Raw genomic sequence first — 17,239 nt, forward strand, 5'->3', positions numbered from 1 at the left:
CCCCGGCGCCGCCCGCGAGGACGGTACGCGCCGCCACCGGACCGAACTCCCCGCGCCGCCCGGCGAGGTGGACGTCGCCGTCGCCGGGGACACCCACGGGGCGTACGCGCTGGGGAAGCTGACCGCGGTCGTGCTGGACGCGCTCGCCGAGGGCGCCACCGTACGGGGCGGTCCGCTGCCCGGCGGCGGGCCCGGCGCGGTCGCCGAGCGGTTACGGGCCGCCTGCGCCCCCGTGCTCCCCGAGCACGGTACGGGCGCCGAGGAGGCCCTGCGCACCGTCGTACGGGCCGTCGCGGAGGGCGCCGCCGACCCGGCCGACCCCTGGTGCGCCGCCCATCTGCACTGCCCGCCCCTCGCGGTGGCCGCCGCGGCCGACCTGGCCGCGGCCGCCCTCAACCCGTCGATGGACTCCTGGGACCAGGCGCCCGCCGCCGCCGTCCTGGAACAGGAGGTCACCGCCGCGCTGGCCGCCCTCGTCTACCCCCGCGAGGCCTCGCCCGACGCGCTGATCACCAGCGGCGGCACCGAGTCGAACCTCGTCGCCCTCCTCCTGGCCCGGGAACGGGCCCGCGCCGCCGGGGCGCCGGCCGTCCGGGTCGTGTGCGGCGCCAACGCCCACCACAGTGTGCGCCGCGCCGCCTGGATGCTGGACCTGCCCGCGCCCGTCACCGTCGAGTGCCCCGGCGGGCGGCTCGGCCCGGCGGCCGTCGAACGGGCCCTCACCGAACTCGGCCCGGGAGCAGGGCCGGTCCTGGTGGTCGCCACCGCCGGGACCACCGACGAGGGCCTGATCGACCCGCTGCCCGAACTGGCCCGCGTGGCGGCCCGGCACGGCGCCGAACTGCACGTGGACGCCGCGTACGGCGGTCCGCTGCTGTTCAGCGACCGGCTCGCGCCGCTCCTCGACGGGCTGGACTCGGCCGTCTCCGTCACGTTCGACCTGCACAAACTGGGCTGGCAGCCGGTCGCCGCCGGGGTCCTCGCCGTCTCCCGCACGGAGCTGCTCGCCCCGCTCGCCCTGCGCGCCGACTACCTCAACGCCGACGACGACGAGGAGGCCGGGCTGCCCGACCTGCTGGGCCGCTCCATCCGTACGACGCGCCGCCCCGACGTGCTGAAGGTCGCCGCCACACTGCGGGCGCTGGGCCGCACCGGGCTCGGCGCGCTGGTCGAGCACTGCGTGGCCACCGCGCGGGAGTTCGCCGCGCTGGTGGACGCCCACCCCGCGCTGCGCCGCCACCCCGGCGAACCGGGCATCAGCACCGTGCTGTTCCGGCCCGTCGCGGCCGACTCGGCACCGCCCGCCGAGGGCGACGCGCTGGTGGCGGAGGTCCGCCGCAGGCTCCTCGCCGAGGGCCGGGCCGTCGTGGGGCGGGCCGTCGCCGAGGACGCCGGCGGCACCCGGCGGCTGTGGCTGAAGGCCACCCTGCTCCACCCGCGCGCCACCGCGGACGACCTGGCCGGACTCCTCGGCCTGACCGCCGAGGCCGCGGGCGCCGTGGCCGCGGCGGGCGCCGCCGGCGTAGCAGGCGCCTCGGGCGCCGAGGCGGCCGCCCGCACCCCGCACGTACCGGAACCGGAAGGACCTTGATGACCACCGAGCAAGCCGCCGAGGAACCGACGACCGTCGATCTGCTCGGCGTCGGCGCGGGACCGTTCAACCTGTCGCTGGCCGCCCTCGCCGACGGGGTGCCCGGCCTCGACGCCGTCTTCCTGGAGCAGCGGCCCGCGTTCCACTGGCACCCGGGGCTGCTGATCGAGGGCGCCACGCTCCAAGTGCCGTTCCTCGCCGACCTGGTGAGCCTCGTGGACCCGACGAGCCGCTGGTCGTTCCTCAACTACGTCCGTCTCCAGGAGCGGATGTTCCCGTTCTACTTCGCCGAGCGGTTCCACATCCCGCGCGCCGAGTACGACGCGTACTGCCGCTGGGTCAGCGAGAAGCTGCCGTCCCTGCGGTTCTCGCACCGGGCCGACGGCGTCCGCTGGGACGACGACCGGCAGGCGTACGAGGTCGAGTTCAGCCGCGTCGGCGCGGACGGCGCCGTCCTCACCACCGGCCGGATGTACGCCCGCCACCTGGCGCTCGGCGTCGGCACCGCCCCGCACGTGCCCGGACCGCTGCGGGAGCTGGCCGCCGACCCGGACGTGCCGGTGCTGCACTCCGCCGACTACCTCGCCCACCGCGACCGGCTGCGCGCCGCCGGGCACGTCACCGTCGTAGGCGCCGGGCAGTCGGGGGCGGAGGTGCTGCTCGACCTGCTGCGGGAGCGGCCCGAGGGGCGGGAGGGGCTGGCGTGGCTGGCGCGCACCCCGGCGTTCTCGCCGATGGAGTACAGCAAGCTCGGCCTGGAACACTTCACGCCCGACTACACCCGCTACTTCCACGGCCTGCCCGAGGCCACCCGCGACCGCCTGCTGCCCGCCCAGTGGCAGCTGTACAAGGGCATCAGCGCCGACACGCTCTCGGACATCCACGACGAGCTGTACCGGCGGGCCCTGACCGGCGGCTGGCCCGACGTCACCCTCACGCCCGGGGTCTCCGTCACCGCCGCCGCCCGCCGCGACGGCCGTGTCGAGCTGGCCCTCGAACACGGCGACGAGGGCTCGCGGGCCACCCTCGCCACCGACGCCGTGGTCCTCGCCACCGGCTACGCGGAGCGCCCCGTGGACGGGCTGCTCGAACCGCTCGGCGCGCATCTGGCCCGGGACGGCTCCGGGCGGCCCCTCGTGGACCACGACCAGCGGCTGGTGCTGGACGACAAGGTGGGCGGCCGGGTGTTCGTGCAGAACGCCGAGCGGCACACCCACGGCGTCGGCGCCCCCGACCTGGGGCTCGCCGCGTGGCGCTCCGCCGTCATCCTCAACGCGCTGACGGGGCGGCCCGTCTACCCGCTGCCCCGCCGCACCGCGTTCACCACCTTCGGCCTCACCCCCGCCGACCGCGCCACGGCCGACGGCACCCACCACGCCCCCGCGAACACCGACCCCGCGGACACCGACCGCGCCCACGACGACCGGAAAGAGTGCGTATGAGCCAGACCCAGCCCCTGGACCCCGCCGCCGAGGCCGACCGGGCCGCGACCGACAACCTGCTGCGCTGCTGGGTGCGCGAGACCGGGGTAGAGCGGCCCGCCGACGACGTGCTGCGCCTGGAGCTGCGCGCCACCGGCACGGCCGTCGAGGCGCCCGTACGGTACTGGTCGCCCGTCGGCTGGCACCGGTTCGGGCCCGCCCGGCTGCCGTCCGGCGCACCCGCCTCCGCGACGGCGCTCGCCGCGCTGCTCGGCGTCGAGGCCGCGCACGGCGACCCGGCGTCCGTCGCCGACCTGACCGGCAGGGTCAGCGACTCCGTACGCCGCGTCACCGAGTTCGTACGGGTCCGGGCCGCCGTCCCCGACGACCCGGCGGGCACGACGCCGTTCCTCGCCGCCGAACAGGCCCTGATCACCGGGCATCCGCTGCACCCCACGCCCAAGAGCCGCGAGGGCCTCACCGACACGGAGGCCGCCCGCTACTCCCCCGAGACGCGCGGCGCGTTCGCGCTGCACTGGTTCGCCGCCGACCCGTCCGTCGTCAGCTCCGACTCGTCCCTGGAGCGGAGCGCCGAGGACCTCCTCGCCTCCTTCGCCGGTGAGGACCTGGCCCGGCCCGACGGCACGGTCCTCGTGCCCGCCCACCCGTGGCAGGCGCAGGACGCCGCGCACCGGCCCGCCGTACGGGCCCTGCTGGACGCCGGTCTGCTCCACGACCTGGGCCCGGCGGGCGCCGACTGGTCGCCCACCTCGTCCGTCCGGACGCTGTACCGGGCCGACGCGCCAGTGATGCTGAAGTTCTCCCTGGGGCTGCGCATCACCAACTCCCGGCGCGAGAACATGCGCTCCGAGCTGCACCGGGGCCTCGCCGTGGACCGGCTCCTCACCGCCGGGCTGGCCCGGGCCCTGCACACGGAGCACCCCGGCTTCGCGGTCGTCCGCGACCCGGCGTGGCTCGCCGTGGACGCCAGGCCCGGCGGCGGGGACGGTACGGGCCTGGACGTGGTGGTCCGCGCCAACCCGTTCCTCGCCGGCTCGGTGACGCAGGGCCTGTGCGTCGCCGGGCTCGTCTCGCCCCGCCCCGATCTGCCCGGCGGCCGCTCCCACCTGGCCGGGCTGGTGCACGGCATCGCCGGGCGGACCGGGCGGCCCGTCGCCGAGGTCGGCGAGGAGTGGTTCGCCCGGTACGCGGAGCACGTCGTCGCCCCGGTGCTGTGGCTGTACGCGACGTACGGTCTCGGCCTGGAGGCGCACCAGCAGAACACCCTCGTCGTGCTGGACGAGGACGGCTGGCCCGCGGGCGGCCGGTACCGCGACAACCAGGGCTACTACTTCTCCCCCGCCCGCAGCCACGCCCTGTACGCATGGGTGCCCGGCATCGGCAAGGACCTCGGCACGTACGTCGCGGACGAGGTGATCGACGAGCGGCTCGCCTACTACGTCGGCATCAACAACCTGCTGGGCCTCGTCGGGGCGCTCGGCTCGCAGGGCCTCGCCGACGAGACGCGGCTGCTGCGCCGCGCCGACCGGTTCCTCGCCTCGGCCGCGGCCGAGCACGGCGACCGGCTGCGGCTGGCGGCGCTGCTGCGGGACGAGCCGAGCCTGCGCTGCAAGGCGAACCTGCTGACGCGGGTGCGCGGCATGGACGAGCTGACCGGCCCACTGGAGGCCCAGTCGGTGTACGTGGACATCGCCAATCCCCTGGTGGAGGTGCGCGGGTGACGGGCGAGGACCTCGTCGGCGCCGGAGCGGCGCTGGAGCAGGGCGTGTTCACGCTGCGCGCCGTCAGCCCGGTGGCCGACGCGAAGCTCGTGCACGGGTGGATGAACGACCCGGAGGTGGCCGCGTTCTGGGAGCTGGCCCAGCCGGAGGAGCGGATCGCCGCCTACCTGCGCGAACAGGTCGGCAGCGCCCATTCCACGCCGTACATCGGCTGTGTGGACGGCACCCCGATGAGCTACTGGGAGGTGTACCGGGCCGACCTGGACCCGCTGCGCCACCACTACCCGGCCCGCACCCGCGACGTGGGGCTGCATCTGCTGGTCGGCCCGTCCGCGTACCGGGGCCGGGGGCTGGGCGCGGCGTTGCTGCGGGCCGTCTCCGACTGGCTGCTGCGCACCGACCCGTACGCCGAGCGGGTCGTCGCCGAGCCGGACGTCCGCAACGAGCGGTCCGTGCGGGTCTTCGAGCGGGCCGGGTTCCGGCTGGTGCGGCAGATCGACCTGCCGACGAAGCGGGCCGTGCTCATGGTCCGCGAGCGCGCGGCATGACGGGGGCGCACGGACGCCCGGTGCTGCTGGCCGCGGCCGGGCTGCACATGGTGACCCAGTCGGCGCTCGCCCCGTTCTACCCGGCGCTGTTCCGTGCCGCGTACGGGGTGCGGGAACTGGCCGCGACGGGGCTGTTCCTGGTGGTGTGCCAGGTGTCGGCGGTCGTCGCGCTGCCCCTGTGGGGGCGGGCGACGCGCCGGGTGCCGCTGGCGCGGCTGGTGACGGCCGGGCAGTCGGCGGCGGTGCTGCTGGCCGCCGGGCTGGTGCTGGCACCGTCGTACGCGGTCTTCACCGGGGTGTCCGTGCTGCTCGTGGCGGCGAAGGCGGTCGTGCTCCTCGCGTATCCGGGTCTCGCCCGGAGCCATCCGCGCGGGGTGCTGCCCGGTGTGGTGCAGTATGTGGCCGTGCTGCACGCCGCGTCGGTCGCGGCGACGCTGCTGGGCGGACTCGTCGTGTCCGTGCCCGACCCGAGGACGGCGCTGCCGCTGCTGGCGCTGCTTGAGGCGGTACTGCTGGTGGCGTGCCTGCGGCTGCTGCGGCCGGCCCGCGCCGAAGCGCACACCGGCCCGCCCGCCGGGACCGCCACCGGGGCCGGCGGCGGGGCGGTGGACGGGCCCGCCGGGGGTATCGCGGACGGTGCCGGGGGCCGTACCGGCGCGGCGGTGGGCGCGGTGTGGCGTCCCGCGCTGTACGTGCTGCTGACGGCCGTCGCCGTGTACGCGGCGCGGCCGTACTTCACCGAGTACGCGACCGGCGCGGGCGCGTCGGCGGCCACGGCCACGCTGCTGTTCGTGCTGCCGCACGTGGCGGTGCTGGCGCTGCTGCCCGCGGTCGCGCGGCTGCGGGCCCGGCTCGGCGGGAGACGGCTGCTGCGGTACGGGATGCTCGTCGCCGCCGCGGGCCTCGCCGTGCAGGCGGCCGTCACCGATCCCGGCTGGCTGGCCGTGACGCGGCTCGTGTTCGGGGCGGGCCTGGCGCTGGGCCAGGTCGCCCTGGACGAGCGGGTCATCGTCGCCACCGGGTCGGGCGCCGCGTACAGCGTGGTCGCCGTGGGGCAGACGGCGGGGCTGCTGCTCGCGCCGCTCGTCGCGACCGGCGCGGCGACCGCCGCCCTGTGGGCGCCCCTCCTGGTGGGTGGCGCCCTGCTGTGCGTCCTGGCGCTCGCCGCCCCGGTCGCGCCCGCGCCACCGGCCCGGCCCGCCGCCCTCCGGGACGCCTCGCGTGCCGTGCGCGCCGTTCCCCGTGTCCCGCTGCCGCACGGGCGGGAGCGGCTCACGGAGAGGGCGCGCGGGCGCGGGGCGGTGAGCGCGTTCGTCCTCCCGACCCCCGCTGAGGGCGCCCAGGTGGGGTTCCCCCGGCCGAGCGGGATCGAGCCCGAGACGAAGGAATGACTTTCCATGACTCTGCCCGGCAGTGCCCTTTCCGCCCCCGTCCCCGCCCCCACACCCGCCGCCACGGCCGCCCCGGCCTCCCCGCTGCTCGACCCCGGTCTGCTGGCCGCCGCGCCCGCCGGGCTCGCCGAAGTGCAGCGGCTCGTACGCGAGATCGTCCACGAGTGCGCCGACGCGCTGCGCGGGCGCGGCGGCCCGCTGCCCGCGCTCGGCCCGGAGGACCTGACCGGCCTGGTCGACGCCCAGTTCCCCGACGGTGTCGTGCCGCGCGCCGGTGCGGGGCGGGACGCCGTCCTCGCGCTCGCCCGGGCCTGCGCGGAGACCACCGTGGACCTCGCCGACCCGCGCGCCGCCGCGCACCTCCAGCCGCCGTCGCTGGCCGTCGCCGCCGCGGCCGACGTGCTGGCGGGGATCTTCAACGCGTCCGTGGACACCTGGGACTCCGGCCCGTACGCCGTCGAGATCGAGCGGCGGCTCGTGAAGGGCCTGTGCGAACTCGCCGGGTACGGGCCCGACGCGGACGGTGTCCTCACGCCCGGCGGCAGCGCGTCCAACCTCCAGGCGCTGCTGATCGCCCGGGACACGGCGACGGCCAAGCTGCGGGACGTGCGCGGACGCGGCCTGGCCGGGTTCGGGCAGCGGCCGCTCGTGTACTGCTCCGAGCTGGCGCACTTCTCCGTCGCCCGCGCCTGCGCCGTCCTCGGGCTCGGCGAGGACGCGGTGCGCACCGTGCCCGTGGACGGGCGGCACCGGATGCGGCCCGAGGCGCTGGACGCCCTGCTGCGCCGCGCCGACCCGGACACGGACCTGCCCGTCGCCGTCGTCGCGACCGCCGGGACGACCGACTACGGCTCGGTGGACCCACTGCCGGAGGTCGCCGCCGTCGTCCGCGAGCACGGCGTACGGCTGCACGTGGACGCCGCGTACGGGTGCGGCGCGCTGTTCTCCGAGCGGCTGCGGCCGCTGCTGGCCGGTGTCGAGGAGGCCGACACGGTCACCCTGGACCTGCACAAGACGGCCTGGCAGCCTGCCGCCGCGAGCGTCCTGCTGGCCCGCGACGCGGCGGACTTCGCGCCGACGACGGGGCTGCGGGTGGCGTACCTCAACCCGGACGACGACGGCGAGGCCGGGTACGACGGGCTGCTCGGCCTGTCGCTGCAGACGACCCGCCGCGCCGACGCGCTGAAGGTCGCGGCGACGTTCCTCGCGCTCGGCACCGACGGGGTCGGGGCGATGCTCGACGCCTGCCACGACCTGGCGCGGCACGCCGAGCGGTCCATAGCCGCGCACCCGCGTCTCGCGCTGACCGCCGGGGCGACCCTCTCCACGGTCGTCTTCCGGTACGTCACGGACGACCCGGCCGCGTCCGATCGCGTCAACGGGGCGCTGCGCCGCCGCCTGCTGCGCACCGGCGCGGCGCTGGTCGGACGGACCGACGCGCCAGGCGCCGACGGGCGCCCCGCCGTCCATCTGAAGCTCACCCTGCTGAACCCGCGGACCCGCGCCACGGACGTGGACGGCCTGCTCGACGCGGTCGTCCGCGCGGGCCTGGCCGTCGAGGCCATCGAGGAAGGGAGCGTCGCATGAAGCACAGCGAAGCGGAGCAGCGTAAAGGCCGGAAGAAGAGCCGGCGTCCACACGAGAAAGGCACCGCCCGTATGACTGACGGCCACCCCGTCCCCGAACTCGCCGACGTGTCACCGGAGTCGTGGCGCGAGGCGAACCGCAGGCTCCTGGCGAAGACGCTCTCCGAGTTCGCCTTCGAGGAGCTGATCGAGCCGCGTGAGCTGGAGGCGGATGGCCGGTACCGGATCGACCTGGACAGCGGCGTCTCGTACGTCTTCTCCGCGACGCGCGGCGCGCTCGGCTCCTGGCGGGTCGCCGGGGACTCGGTGACGCGCGGCGCGGCGGGCCTCCTCGGCAACGAGATCGAGACGCCCGCGTGGGACGCCCAGCAGTTCCTGGTGGACTGCGCGGGCACGATAGGCACCGACGCGCCGACGCTCGGCATGTACCTCACGGAGGTGTCGTCGACGCTCGCCGTGGACGCGGCGCGCATCGAGCACGGCGGGGCGACGGCGGCGGAGCTGCGCGAACTGGGCCACGCCGAGCTGGAGTGCGCCATGACGGGGCATCCGACGCTCGTCGCGAACAAGGGCCGCATCGGGTTCTCCGCTTCGGACGTGCGGGCGTACGCGCCGGAGGCGCGGCGGCCGGTCACGCTGAAGTGGATCGCCGTGCACCGGGGCCTCGCGGAGTTCCGGGGCACGCCGGACCTGAGCGAGCGGTCCGTCGTGGAGCACGAGCTGGACGCGGGGACGATCGCCGCGTTCCGGTCCCGTATCGAGGCGGCGGGCGGCGACCCGGACGCGTATGTGTGGATGCCGGTCCACCCGTGGCAGTGGGACCACGCGGTGCAGGTGCTGTTCGCCGGGGAGATCGCCCAGCGGCGGATCGTGCCCCTCGGGGACAGCGGCGACGTGTATCTGCCGCAGCAGTCGGTGCGGACGATGACGAACGTGTCGGAGCGGGGCCGGTATGACGTCAAACTGCCCCTGAAGATCGTCAACACGCTGATCTGGCGGGGCATCCCGCCGCACTGCACGCAGGGGGCGCCGCTCACCACGCAATGGCTGACGGGTCTGCTCGGCAAGGACGAGCTGCTGCGCGACGAGCTGCGCACGGTGTTCCTCGGCGAGATCGCGTCGGTGACGGTCCGCCACCCCTATCTGGACCGGGTACCGGACATGCCGTACCAGCATCTGGAGACCCTCGGCTGCATCTGGCGGGAGTCGGTGTCGTCGCGGCGGGACGAGGGCGAGCGGGTCCGTACGTTCGCGTCGCTGCTGTACGTGGACGAGCGCGGCACGTCGTTCGCGGCGGAGCTGGCCCGCGCGTCGGGGCTGCCCGCCGAGGAGTGGCTGTCGCGGCTGTTCGAGACGGTCATGCACCCGGTGCTGCACGTGATGTACACGTACGGCATCACCTTCAACCCGCACGGCCAGAACACGCTGATCGGGTACGACGGGAACGACGTGCCCCGGCGGCTGTTCCTGAAGGACTTCGTGGACGACGTGTCCGTGTCGCACACGCCCGTGCCCGAGCGCGGCCCCGAGCCGGACGGCTACGACCACGTGCTGCCGCGCAAGAACCCGGTCGTCATCCGCCAGCACGTCGTGGACCAGCTGCTGCTGGGCCACTTCCGGTACCTGGCGCCTCTCGCGGAGGCGCAGCTGGGCGTCCCCGAGGAGCGGTTCTGGCGGCTGGTGCGGCAGGCCGTCGTGTCGTACCAGAAGCGGTTCCCGGGCAAGAAGGACCGGTACGCCGAGTACGACATGCTCGCCGACGAGTTCCCGCGCTACCCGTTCAACACGGACCGGCTCGTCGTCACCCGCTATGTCGACCGGGCGCTGCGGCACGCGCTGCGCCCGAACGGCACCGTCCCCAACCCGCTGTCGTGAGCGTGGAGATCAGCGCGCGGGAACTGACCCTCGGCCACGGGGGCGAGCCCGTCGCGCGGAGCATCGGCGTGACCCTGGCGCCGGGAGCGGTGACCGCGCTGGTCGGTCCCAACGGGTCGGGCAAGTCCACGCTGCTGCGGGCGCTGGCCCGGCTGCACACCCCCGACGCGGGCCGGATCGTGCTGGACGGGCGGGACCTGGCCGAGTACCGCCCGCGTGAACTGGCCCGGAAGCTCAGCTTCCTGACGCAGTCGCCGATCGTGCCCGCCGGGGTGACCGTGGAGGAGCTGGTGGCGTACGGCCGCCATCCCCACCAGGGGCTGCTGGGGCGCGGCGGCGACGAGGACCGGGAGGCGGTCGCCTGGGCGCTGGACGCCACGAACCTGCGGCCGCTGGCCGAACGCACCCTGGACCGGCTGTCCGGCGGCGAGCGGCAGCGGGCGTGGATCGCGATGGCGCTGGCCCAGCGGACCGGGCTGCTGCTGCTCGACGAGCCGACGACGTACCTCGACATCCGCTACCAGATCGAGGTGCTGCGGCTGGTGCGGCGGCTGGCGGACGAGCACGGCATCACCGTGGCGGTGGTGCTGCACGAACTGAACCAGGCCGCCGCGTTCTCCGACGCGATGGTCGTGCTGGCGGGGGGCCGGATCGTCACGTCCGGGCCGCCCGCCGAGGCGCTGACGGAGGACACCGTCCGTACCGCCTTCCAGATCGACACGACCGTCACCCTCGACCCCCACACGGGTGTGCCGACCTGCCTGCCGACCTGGCGCGAGCCGTCACCGGCGGCGGCCACCTGAGCACCACCCGTCGCACCACCCGGCCGCGCACCGTGCGGCCGGCCCGTACCACTGGTTCACCGGCGTCCCGTACGGCCGTCGCGAACCACCGATCGAGCGAAGGAACATCGCGCATGCGCACTCCACCACGGGCCCGTACCGCCCTCACCGCCCTGTTCGCCGCCGCGGCGCTCGCCGTCACCGCCGTCGGCTGCGGCTCGGCCGCCGAGGAGGCGGGCGGCGGCTCCCCGACGAAGGAGGGGAACAACGGCGCCGGCCAGGAGGGCGGCGTCACCGTCTCCCACCTGAAGGGCTCCACCACGCTGAAGGCGCCCGCCGAGAAGGTCGTCGCGCTGGAGTGGACCTACGCCGAGGATTTGCTGGCCCTCGGTGTGTCCCCGGCCGGTGTCGCCGACGTCAAGGGCTACGACCAGTGGGTCACCGGCGGGCCCCGCTTCGGCAAGGACGTCAAGGACGTCGGGACGCGGCAGGCGCCCAGCCTGGAGACGATCAAGGCGCTCAAGCCCGACCTGATCATCACCTCCAAGGTGCGCTCCGAGGCCAACTACGAGCAGCTCAACAAGATCGCGCCGACGCTGATGTTCGACCCGTACTCCACGGACAGCGAGTACGAGGAGATGCGGGCCACGCTGAAGAAGATCGGCACGGCCGTCGGCAAGCCGGAGGCGGCCGACACGGCGCTGAAGGACCTCGACGCGAAGATCGCCGCCGCGAAGCAGAAGCTGGACGCGGCGAACAGGAACGGCTCCGAGGTCACCGTCGCGCGCGGCTACACGACGGACGGCGCCGCCGTGGTGGAGGTCCTCACCGGCTCCACCATCCCCGGCGGGCTGCTGCCGCAGCTCGGCCTGAAGAACGCCTGGAAGGGCAAGGCCGACGCGTACGGGATGAGCAAGGTGGACATCGAGGGCCTCAAGCCCGTCGAGAAGTCCAGCCTCGTGTACGTCGCCGCGGAGGACGACGACGTGTTCGCCACGTCGCTGCCGAAGAACGCCCTGTGGCAGAACCTGGACTTCGCGAAGAACAAGCGTGTCCACGCCCTCGACCCGGGCACGTGGTTCTTCGGCGGGCCGTTCTCGACCGCTCAGGTCGCCGACGAGATCGCGGGCGCCCTCACTTCATGACCGGGATCGCTACACGTCCCTCGGACACCGTGCCGGGCCGGACCGGGAGAGCGCTGCGCCTCCCGGCCGGCCCCGCCGCGGTCGTCGCGGGCGGGGTGCTGGCGCTGCTGCTGGTGACCGTGGCCCACCTCGGGCACGGGCGCAGCGACATCGGCCTCGGCGACCTGCTGGCGCTGCTGGTGGGCGGCGGCGACGCGGACACGCGGGCGGTGCTGCTGGGCGGGCGGCTGCCGCGCACCCTGGCCGGTCTGGTCGCCGGTGCGGCGCTGGCCGTCGCGGGCTGCCTGCTCCAGTCGTCGGTGCGCAACCCGCTGGCGTCGCCGGACACGCTCGGTGTGACGGCCGGGGCCTACCTGGCGGTGGCGGTCAGCGCGATCACCGGGTTCTCGCTGGGCGACCTGTCGCGCGGCGGGATCGCGTTCGTCGGCGGGCTCCTCGCGGCGGCGCTCGTCCACACCGTGGCGGGCGGCTCGCGGGGGCGGCCCGCGCATCTGGTGCTGGCCGGGGTGTCGGTGACGCTGGCGCTGTCCAGTGTGACGGCGGTGCTGGTGGTGCTGTTCCAGGAGGAGACCGGCGCGGTGTTCTTCTGGGGGCACGGCTCCCTCGCGGTGGCCGACAGCGCCCGGTCGCTGACGGTGCTTCCGCTGCTCGGGGCGGGGCTCGTCGGCGGGCTGCTGCTGGCCAGGGCCCTGGACATCCTCGGCACCGGCGACGAGACGGCGCGGGGCCTCGGTGTGCCGGTGGGCCGGGTGCGGCTGACGGCGGTGCTGCTCTCGGTGCTGCTGACGGCGTGCGCGGTGGCGGTGACCGGCCCGATCGGCTTCGTGGGCCTGGCCGCCCCGCACCTGGTGCGCCTCGCCGGTGTGCGGCGGCACGCGGCACTGCTGCCCGCGGCCGCCCTGTGGGGCGCGACGCTGCTGCTGGCCGCGGACCTGCTGGCGCGGGTCACGTCGCCGACCGGCAACGAGGTCGCGGCCGGTGTGGTGACGGCGCTGTTCGGCGCGCCGCTGTTCCTGTGGCTGGCGCGGCGGCTGCCGTCGGAGCCGGCCGCCCCCGGGACGGTCATGCCGGGGCGGCGCGGCCGGCGGCTGCCGTACCCGCCGCTGCTGGCGGGCGGGGTCGCCCTGGTGGCGGCGCTGCTGGCGGCCGGTCTGGTGCTGGGTGACATCGCCGTGCCGTTCGCCCGGCTGCCGGGGCTGCTGACGGGCGGCGGGGACGAGCTGCTGCGGGGCGTGGTGCTGGAGTACCGGCTGCCGCGGCTGCTGGTGGCGGCCCTGGCGGGCGCGCTGCTGGCGGTGGCGGGCGGCATCGTGCAGACCGTGTCGCGCAACCCGCTCGCGGACCTGACGGTGATGGGCGTCAGCGGCGGCGCCGGGTTCGGTGCGGCGCTGGTGCTGGTGGCGCTGCCGACGGTGCCGTACGCGATGCTGCCGGTGGCGGCGCTGCTGGGCGGTACGGCGGCGTTCGCGCTGACGTACGGGCTGTCGCTGCGGAAGGGCTCGGTGGCGCCGGAGCGTCTGGTGCTGGTCGGCATCGGCACGTTCGCGCTGACCACCGCGGCGACCAACTACCTGGTGGTGGGCGCGCGTTTCCAGGTGGCGCAGGCGCTGACGTGGCTGTCGGGCTCGACGTACGCGCGGGACGTGACGGACCTGTCGGTGCTGGTGGGCGCGGTGGTGGTGGGGGTGCCGCTGCTGGTGCTGTCGTTCCGGCGCCTCGACCTGCTGGCGCTGGGCGAGGACACGCCCCGCACGCTGGGCCTGCCGCTGGAGCGGACCCGGCTGGCGGTACTAATCCTGGCGGTGGCGCTCGCCGCGTGCGCGGTCGCGGTGGTCGGGACGGTGGCGTTCGTCGGCCTGGTCGCCCCGCACGCGGCGCGGATGCTGGCCGGCTCGCGCGCCCACCGGCTGCTGCCCGTGGCGGGCCTGCTGGGCGCGGCGTTGATGATCGCCGCGGACACGGTGGGCCGCACGGCCATCGCCCCCGCCGAGATCCCGTCGGGCCTCCTGGCGGCCCTGATCGGCACGCCGTACTTCGTCTGGCAACTGCGGCGCGGCCACCGCTAGCACGGGCGCGGGTGCCCGTCGCGGCCACCGCCGGGGCGGGCACCCGGGTTCGCGGGCGGTCAGGTCAGGCCCCGGGCCGTCCGGAAGCGCGACAGGGCCTGCGGGAGGTCCACGATCGGCGGCGGGTAGGCGGGGGCCTGCGCCCGGACGGAGGGCTTCCACGGCTCGTGGACCGACGGGCCGCCGACACGGGCGAGTTCGGGCACCCAGCGCCTGACGTACACGCCGTCCGGGTCGTAACGGCGGCCCTGCGCCACCGGGTTGAGGACCCGGTTCGGACGGGAGTCGGTGCCCGTGCCCGCCACCCACTGCCAGTTCAGCTGGTTGTTGGGGATGTCGCCGTCGGCCAGCAGCTCCAGGAAGTGCCGGGCGCCCACCCGCCAGTCCACGTAGAGCGTCTTGGTCAGGAAGCTCGCCGCGATCAGGCGGCCCCGGTTGTGCGCCCAGCCCTCGCGAGCCAGTTGGCGCATCGTGGCGTCCACCACCGGATAGCCCGTACGGCCCGCCTTCCACGCCTCCGCGTCCGCCTCTGCCCCCGGCCCGGTACGCCAGCGGTCGTGGCGGGTGCGGTAGTCGTCGTGCGCGGCGGACGGGCGGGCGGCGAGCAGCTGGCGGTGGAAGTCGCGCCAGCACAGCTGCCGTACGAACGCGTCGGCGCCCGGCCCGCCCCGGGCGCGCGCCCGGTGGACGGCCTCCGTGGCGGAGACGGCGCCGAAGTGGAGGTAGGGGGAGAGGCGCGAGGTGCCGTCGGCCGCCAGGTCGTCCTGCTGGTCCGCGTACGCGTCGAGGGGTCCGCCCAGCCACGCGGCGAGCCTGCGCCGCCCCTCCGTCTCGCCGCCCCGCGTCAGGCCGGGCGACACGCCCGCGACGCCCTGCCGGGAGGGCGGCTCCTCGGACCGCACCCCGTCCGGGACGGGCACGGCACGCGGCGCGGTGAGCGGCCCCCGCACCCGCTCGGCGGTCCACCGGCGGTGGTACGCGCCGAACACCGCGTAGTGCGCGGCCCCCCGCGGGGCGATGGCGCCCGGGGGTACGACGGTGCCGACCGCGTCGTGCACCCGCAGCGCCCGCCGCTCCCCCGCCAGGGCGGTGCGCAGCAAATCCTCGCGGCGCTGGGCGTACCCGCTGTGGTCGGCCGCCATGTGCACCTCGGCGGCGCCCGTCTCGGCGGCGACCGCGCACACGACGTCGGCGACCCGCCCGGACCTGACGACGAGCCGCCCGCCGCGTCGCCGCAGGCCCGCGTCCAGGTCGGCCAGGCAGTCCGCGAGGAACGCGGCGCGGTTGGGCGCGGCGAACCCGGCGGCGGCGACGCCCTCGTCCCGGACGAACAGCGGGACGACCGTGTCGTGCGCGCGCAGGGCGGCGCGCAGCGGCGGATGGTCGTGCAGCCGCAGGTCGCAGGTGAACAGCACGACGGCCGTGGTCACCGCGCCCCCTCGGGCCCCGCCCCGGGACCGTGGACGTGCCCGGGGCCGGGGCCTCGCCCCGGGGCCGTACCCGTGGCCTCCGGTCGCTCCGCCGCCCTGGTGATGTTGCGGGCCATCCCGCCGAACACGACGGCGTGGAACGGGGCGACGCTCCACCAGTACGCGTGCCCGAGCAGCCCGCGCGGGTGGAACAGGGCGCGCTGCCGGTAGCGGGTGCGGCCCCGCTCGTCGCGCTCGGCGTACATCTCCAGCCAGGCGAGCCCCGGCAGCCGCATCTCGGCGCGCAGCCGCAGCAGCCGGCCGCGTTCGATCTCCTCGACGCGCCAGAAGTCCAGCGAGTCACCGGCACGCAGCCGCGCGGCGTCCCGGCGGCCCCGGCGCAGGCCGACCCCGCCGACCAGCCGGTCCAGCCAGCCCCGAACGGCCCAGGCGAGCGGGAAGGAGTACCAGCCGTTGTCGCCGCCGACGCCCTCGATGACCCGCCACAGCCGCTCGGGGGTGGCGTCCACGAGCCGCTCCCGCTCGTCGGTGTAGAGGCTCCCGCCCGCCCAGTCGGGGTCGGTCGGCAGCGGGTCGCTGGGCGCGCCCGGCACGGACGCGGACGACCAGCGGGTGGTGACGCGGGCCTCCCTGACGCGGCGGAGGGCCAGCGCGAGGGCGTCGTCCACGCCGAGGGGCGCGCCGGGCGGGTCGGGGACGTACCGGGCGATGTCGTGCTCCCGGCAGACCACCTCGTGGCGCAGCGAGTCGGCGAGCGGCCGCGCGATGGACGCCGGTACGGGCGTGACGAGCCCGACCCACAGGCTGGACAGGCGCAGGGTGAGCAGCGGCACGGGCAGGATGAGGCGCGGCGGCAGCCCGGCGACGGCGGCGTGGCGGCGCATCAGGTCGCGGTACGTCAGCACGTCGGGCCCGCCGATGTCGAAGACGCGGCTGACCTCCGGCGGCATGGCGGCACTGCCGACGAGGTAGCGCAGCACGTCCCGGACGGCGATCGGCTGGATGCGGGTGTGCAGCCAGCGCGGGGTGACCATGAGCGGCAGCCGTTCGGTGAGGTAGCGGAGCATCTCGAAGGAGGCGGAGCCGGAGCCGAGGATGACGGCGGCGCGCAGCACGGTGGTGGGGACGCCGGAGGCGAGGAGGATCCGCCCCACCTCGCGGCGGGAGCGCAGGTGCGGGGAGAGCTGCTGGTCGGGCACCCCGGCGGGGGTGAGGCCGCCCAGGTAGACGAGGCGCCGGACCCCGGTGGCACGGGCGGCGTCGGCGAAGACGGTCGCGGCGCGCCGGTCGGTGTCCTCGAAGCCGCGTCCGGCGCCGAGGGCGTGGACCAGGTAGTACGCGACGTCGGCGCCGCGCATCGCGTCGCGCACCGACACCGGGTCGGTGACGTCGCCGCGTACCGTCTCGACCCGCTCGGCCCAGGGGTGGTCGCGTAGCTTGCTTGGGGTGCGGGCGAGGCAGCGGACCCGGTACCCGGCGTCGAGGAGCTCGGGGACGAGGCGCCCGCCGATGTACCCGGACGCGCCGGTGACCAGGCAGAGCGGCCCCGGCGCGCGGCCGGCCCGCCCGGCGGGGCCCGGATCCGGGTCCCGGTCCGGGTCCTGGCCAGGGCCGGGGGGCGGCACGTCAGGGTCAGAGGGTGCGGGTTCGGGCGGCGGCATG

At 76.0% G+C, this 17,239-nt stretch carries 12 protein-coding genes; 10 read left to right on the forward strand and 2 right to left on the reverse strand.

The features are described 5' to 3' along the window. Positions 1–67 precede the first annotated feature (67 nt). The 10 genes from J116_RS03945 to J116_RS03990 all read left to right on the forward strand — a co-directional run bounded on the left by J116_RS03945 (position 68) and on the right by J116_RS03990 (position 14,147). Positions 68–1,591 (forward strand): pyridoxal phosphate-dependent decarboxylase family protein, encoded by a 1,524-nt coding sequence (locus J116_RS03945; RefSeq protein ID WP_028964684.1) that lies wholly within the window; start codon positions 68–70, stop codon positions 1,589–1,591. After that, positions 1,591–3,033, forward strand: a complete 1,443-nt coding sequence (locus J116_RS03950; protein WP_023590650.1) for a lysine N(6)-hydroxylase/L-ornithine N(5)-oxygenase family protein — start codon at positions 1,591–1,593, stop codon at positions 3,031–3,033. Before J116_RS03945 ends, J116_RS03950 begins: the two co-directional genes overlap by 1 nt. Further along, a complete protein-coding gene (locus tag J116_RS03955; RefSeq protein ID WP_023590649.1) occupies positions 3,030–4,754 on the forward strand; it encodes an IucA/IucC family protein in 1,725 nt (574 codons plus the stop codon). Before J116_RS03950 ends, J116_RS03955 begins: the two co-directional genes overlap by 4 nt. Next, positions 4,751–5,302: a GNAT family N-acetyltransferase gene (locus J116_RS03960; protein WP_023590648.1), complete on the forward strand. Its 552-nt coding sequence runs from the start codon at positions 4,751–4,753 to the stop codon at positions 5,300–5,302. Before J116_RS03955 ends, J116_RS03960 begins: the two co-directional genes overlap by 4 nt. Further along, positions 5,299–6,693 (forward strand): hypothetical protein, encoded by a 1,395-nt coding sequence (locus J116_RS03965; protein ID WP_037948678.1) that lies wholly within the window; start codon positions 5,299–5,301, stop codon positions 6,691–6,693. The genes J116_RS03960 and J116_RS03965 overlap by 4 nt, the downstream gene beginning before the upstream one ends. A 6-nt stretch (positions 6,694–6,699) precedes the next feature. Continuing rightward, entirely contained in the window at positions 6,700–8,280 is a 1,581-nt protein-coding gene (locus J116_RS03970) for a pyridoxal phosphate-dependent decarboxylase family protein (RefSeq protein WP_023590646.1), read from the forward strand. A 71-nt stretch (positions 8,281–8,351) separates the two neighbouring features. Next, positions 8,352–10,154, forward strand: coding sequence for an IucA/IucC family protein (locus tag J116_RS03975; protein ID WP_023590645.1), 1,803 nt, complete (start codon positions 8,352–8,354; stop codon positions 10,152–10,154). After that, positions 10,151–10,957 (forward strand): ABC transporter ATP-binding protein, encoded by an 807-nt coding sequence (locus J116_RS03980; protein ID WP_023590644.1) that lies wholly within the window; start codon positions 10,151–10,153, stop codon positions 10,955–10,957. The genes J116_RS03975 and J116_RS03980 overlap by 4 nt, the downstream gene beginning before the upstream one ends. A 113-nt stretch (positions 10,958–11,070) precedes the next feature. Beyond that, a complete protein-coding gene (locus J116_RS03985; protein WP_023590643.1) occupies positions 11,071–12,081 on the forward strand; it encodes an ABC transporter substrate-binding protein in 1,011 nt (336 codons plus the stop codon). Continuing rightward, a complete protein-coding gene (locus tag J116_RS03990) occupies positions 12,078–14,147 on the forward strand; it encodes an iron ABC transporter permease (RefSeq protein WP_028964683.1) in 2,070 nt (689 codons plus the stop codon). The genes J116_RS03985 and J116_RS03990 overlap by 4 nt, the downstream gene beginning before the upstream one ends. 59 nt (positions 14,148–14,206) lie before the next feature. On the opposite strand, the gene J116_RS03995 is transcribed toward J116_RS03990, so the two are convergent. Both J116_RS03995 and J116_RS04000 read right to left on the reverse strand, forming a co-directional pair. Further along, on the reverse strand, positions 14,207–15,577 hold the full coding sequence (locus tag J116_RS03995) for a cryptochrome/photolyase family protein (RefSeq protein WP_023590641.1): 1,371 nt from the start codon (positions 15,575–15,577) through the stop codon (positions 14,207–14,209). Then, positions 15,574–17,238: an SDR family oxidoreductase gene (locus J116_RS04000; RefSeq protein ID WP_079147650.1), complete on the reverse strand. Its 1,665-nt coding sequence runs from the start codon at positions 17,236–17,238 to the stop codon at positions 15,574–15,576. Before J116_RS04000 ends, J116_RS03995 begins: the two co-directional genes overlap by 4 nt. Position 17,239 lies beyond the last annotated feature (1 nt).

It is taken from the genome of Streptomyces thermolilacinus SPC6 (assembly GCF_000478605.2).
GTDB classification, from domain to species: Bacteria; Actinomycetota; Actinomycetes; order Streptomycetales; family Streptomycetaceae; genus Streptomyces; species Streptomyces thermolilacinus.

Excerpts from the sequence above, each read along its gene's own strand:
- J116_RS03970 (WP_023590646.1), top strand. The coding sequence starts at position 6,700 with ATGACTCTGCCCGGCAGTGCCCTTTCCGCCCCCGTCCCCGCCCCCACA.
- J116_RS03965 (WP_037948678.1), top strand. The coding sequence starts at position 5,299 with ATGACGGGGGCGCACGGACGCCCGGTGCTGCTGGCCGCGGCCGGGCTG.
- J116_RS03955 (WP_023590649.1), top strand. The coding sequence starts at position 3,030 with ATGAGCCAGACCCAGCCCCTGGACCCCGCCGCCGAGGCCGACCGGGCC.
- J116_RS03975 (WP_023590645.1), top strand. The coding sequence starts at position 8,352 with ATGACTGACGGCCACCCCGTCCCCGAACTCGCCGACGTGTCACCGGAG.
- J116_RS04000 (WP_079147650.1), bottom strand. The coding sequence starts at position 17,238 with ATGCCGCCGCCCGAACCCGCACCCTCTGACCCTGACGTGCCGCCCCCC.
- J116_RS03950 (WP_023590650.1), top strand. The coding sequence starts at position 1,591 with ATGACCACCGAGCAAGCCGCCGAGGAACCGACGACCGTCGATCTGCTC.
- J116_RS03985 (WP_023590643.1), top strand. The coding sequence starts at position 11,071 with ATGCGCACTCCACCACGGGCCCGTACCGCCCTCACCGCCCTGTTCGCC.
- J116_RS03990 (WP_028964683.1), top strand. The coding sequence starts at position 12,078 with ATGACCGGGATCGCTACACGTCCCTCGGACACCGTGCCGGGCCGGACC.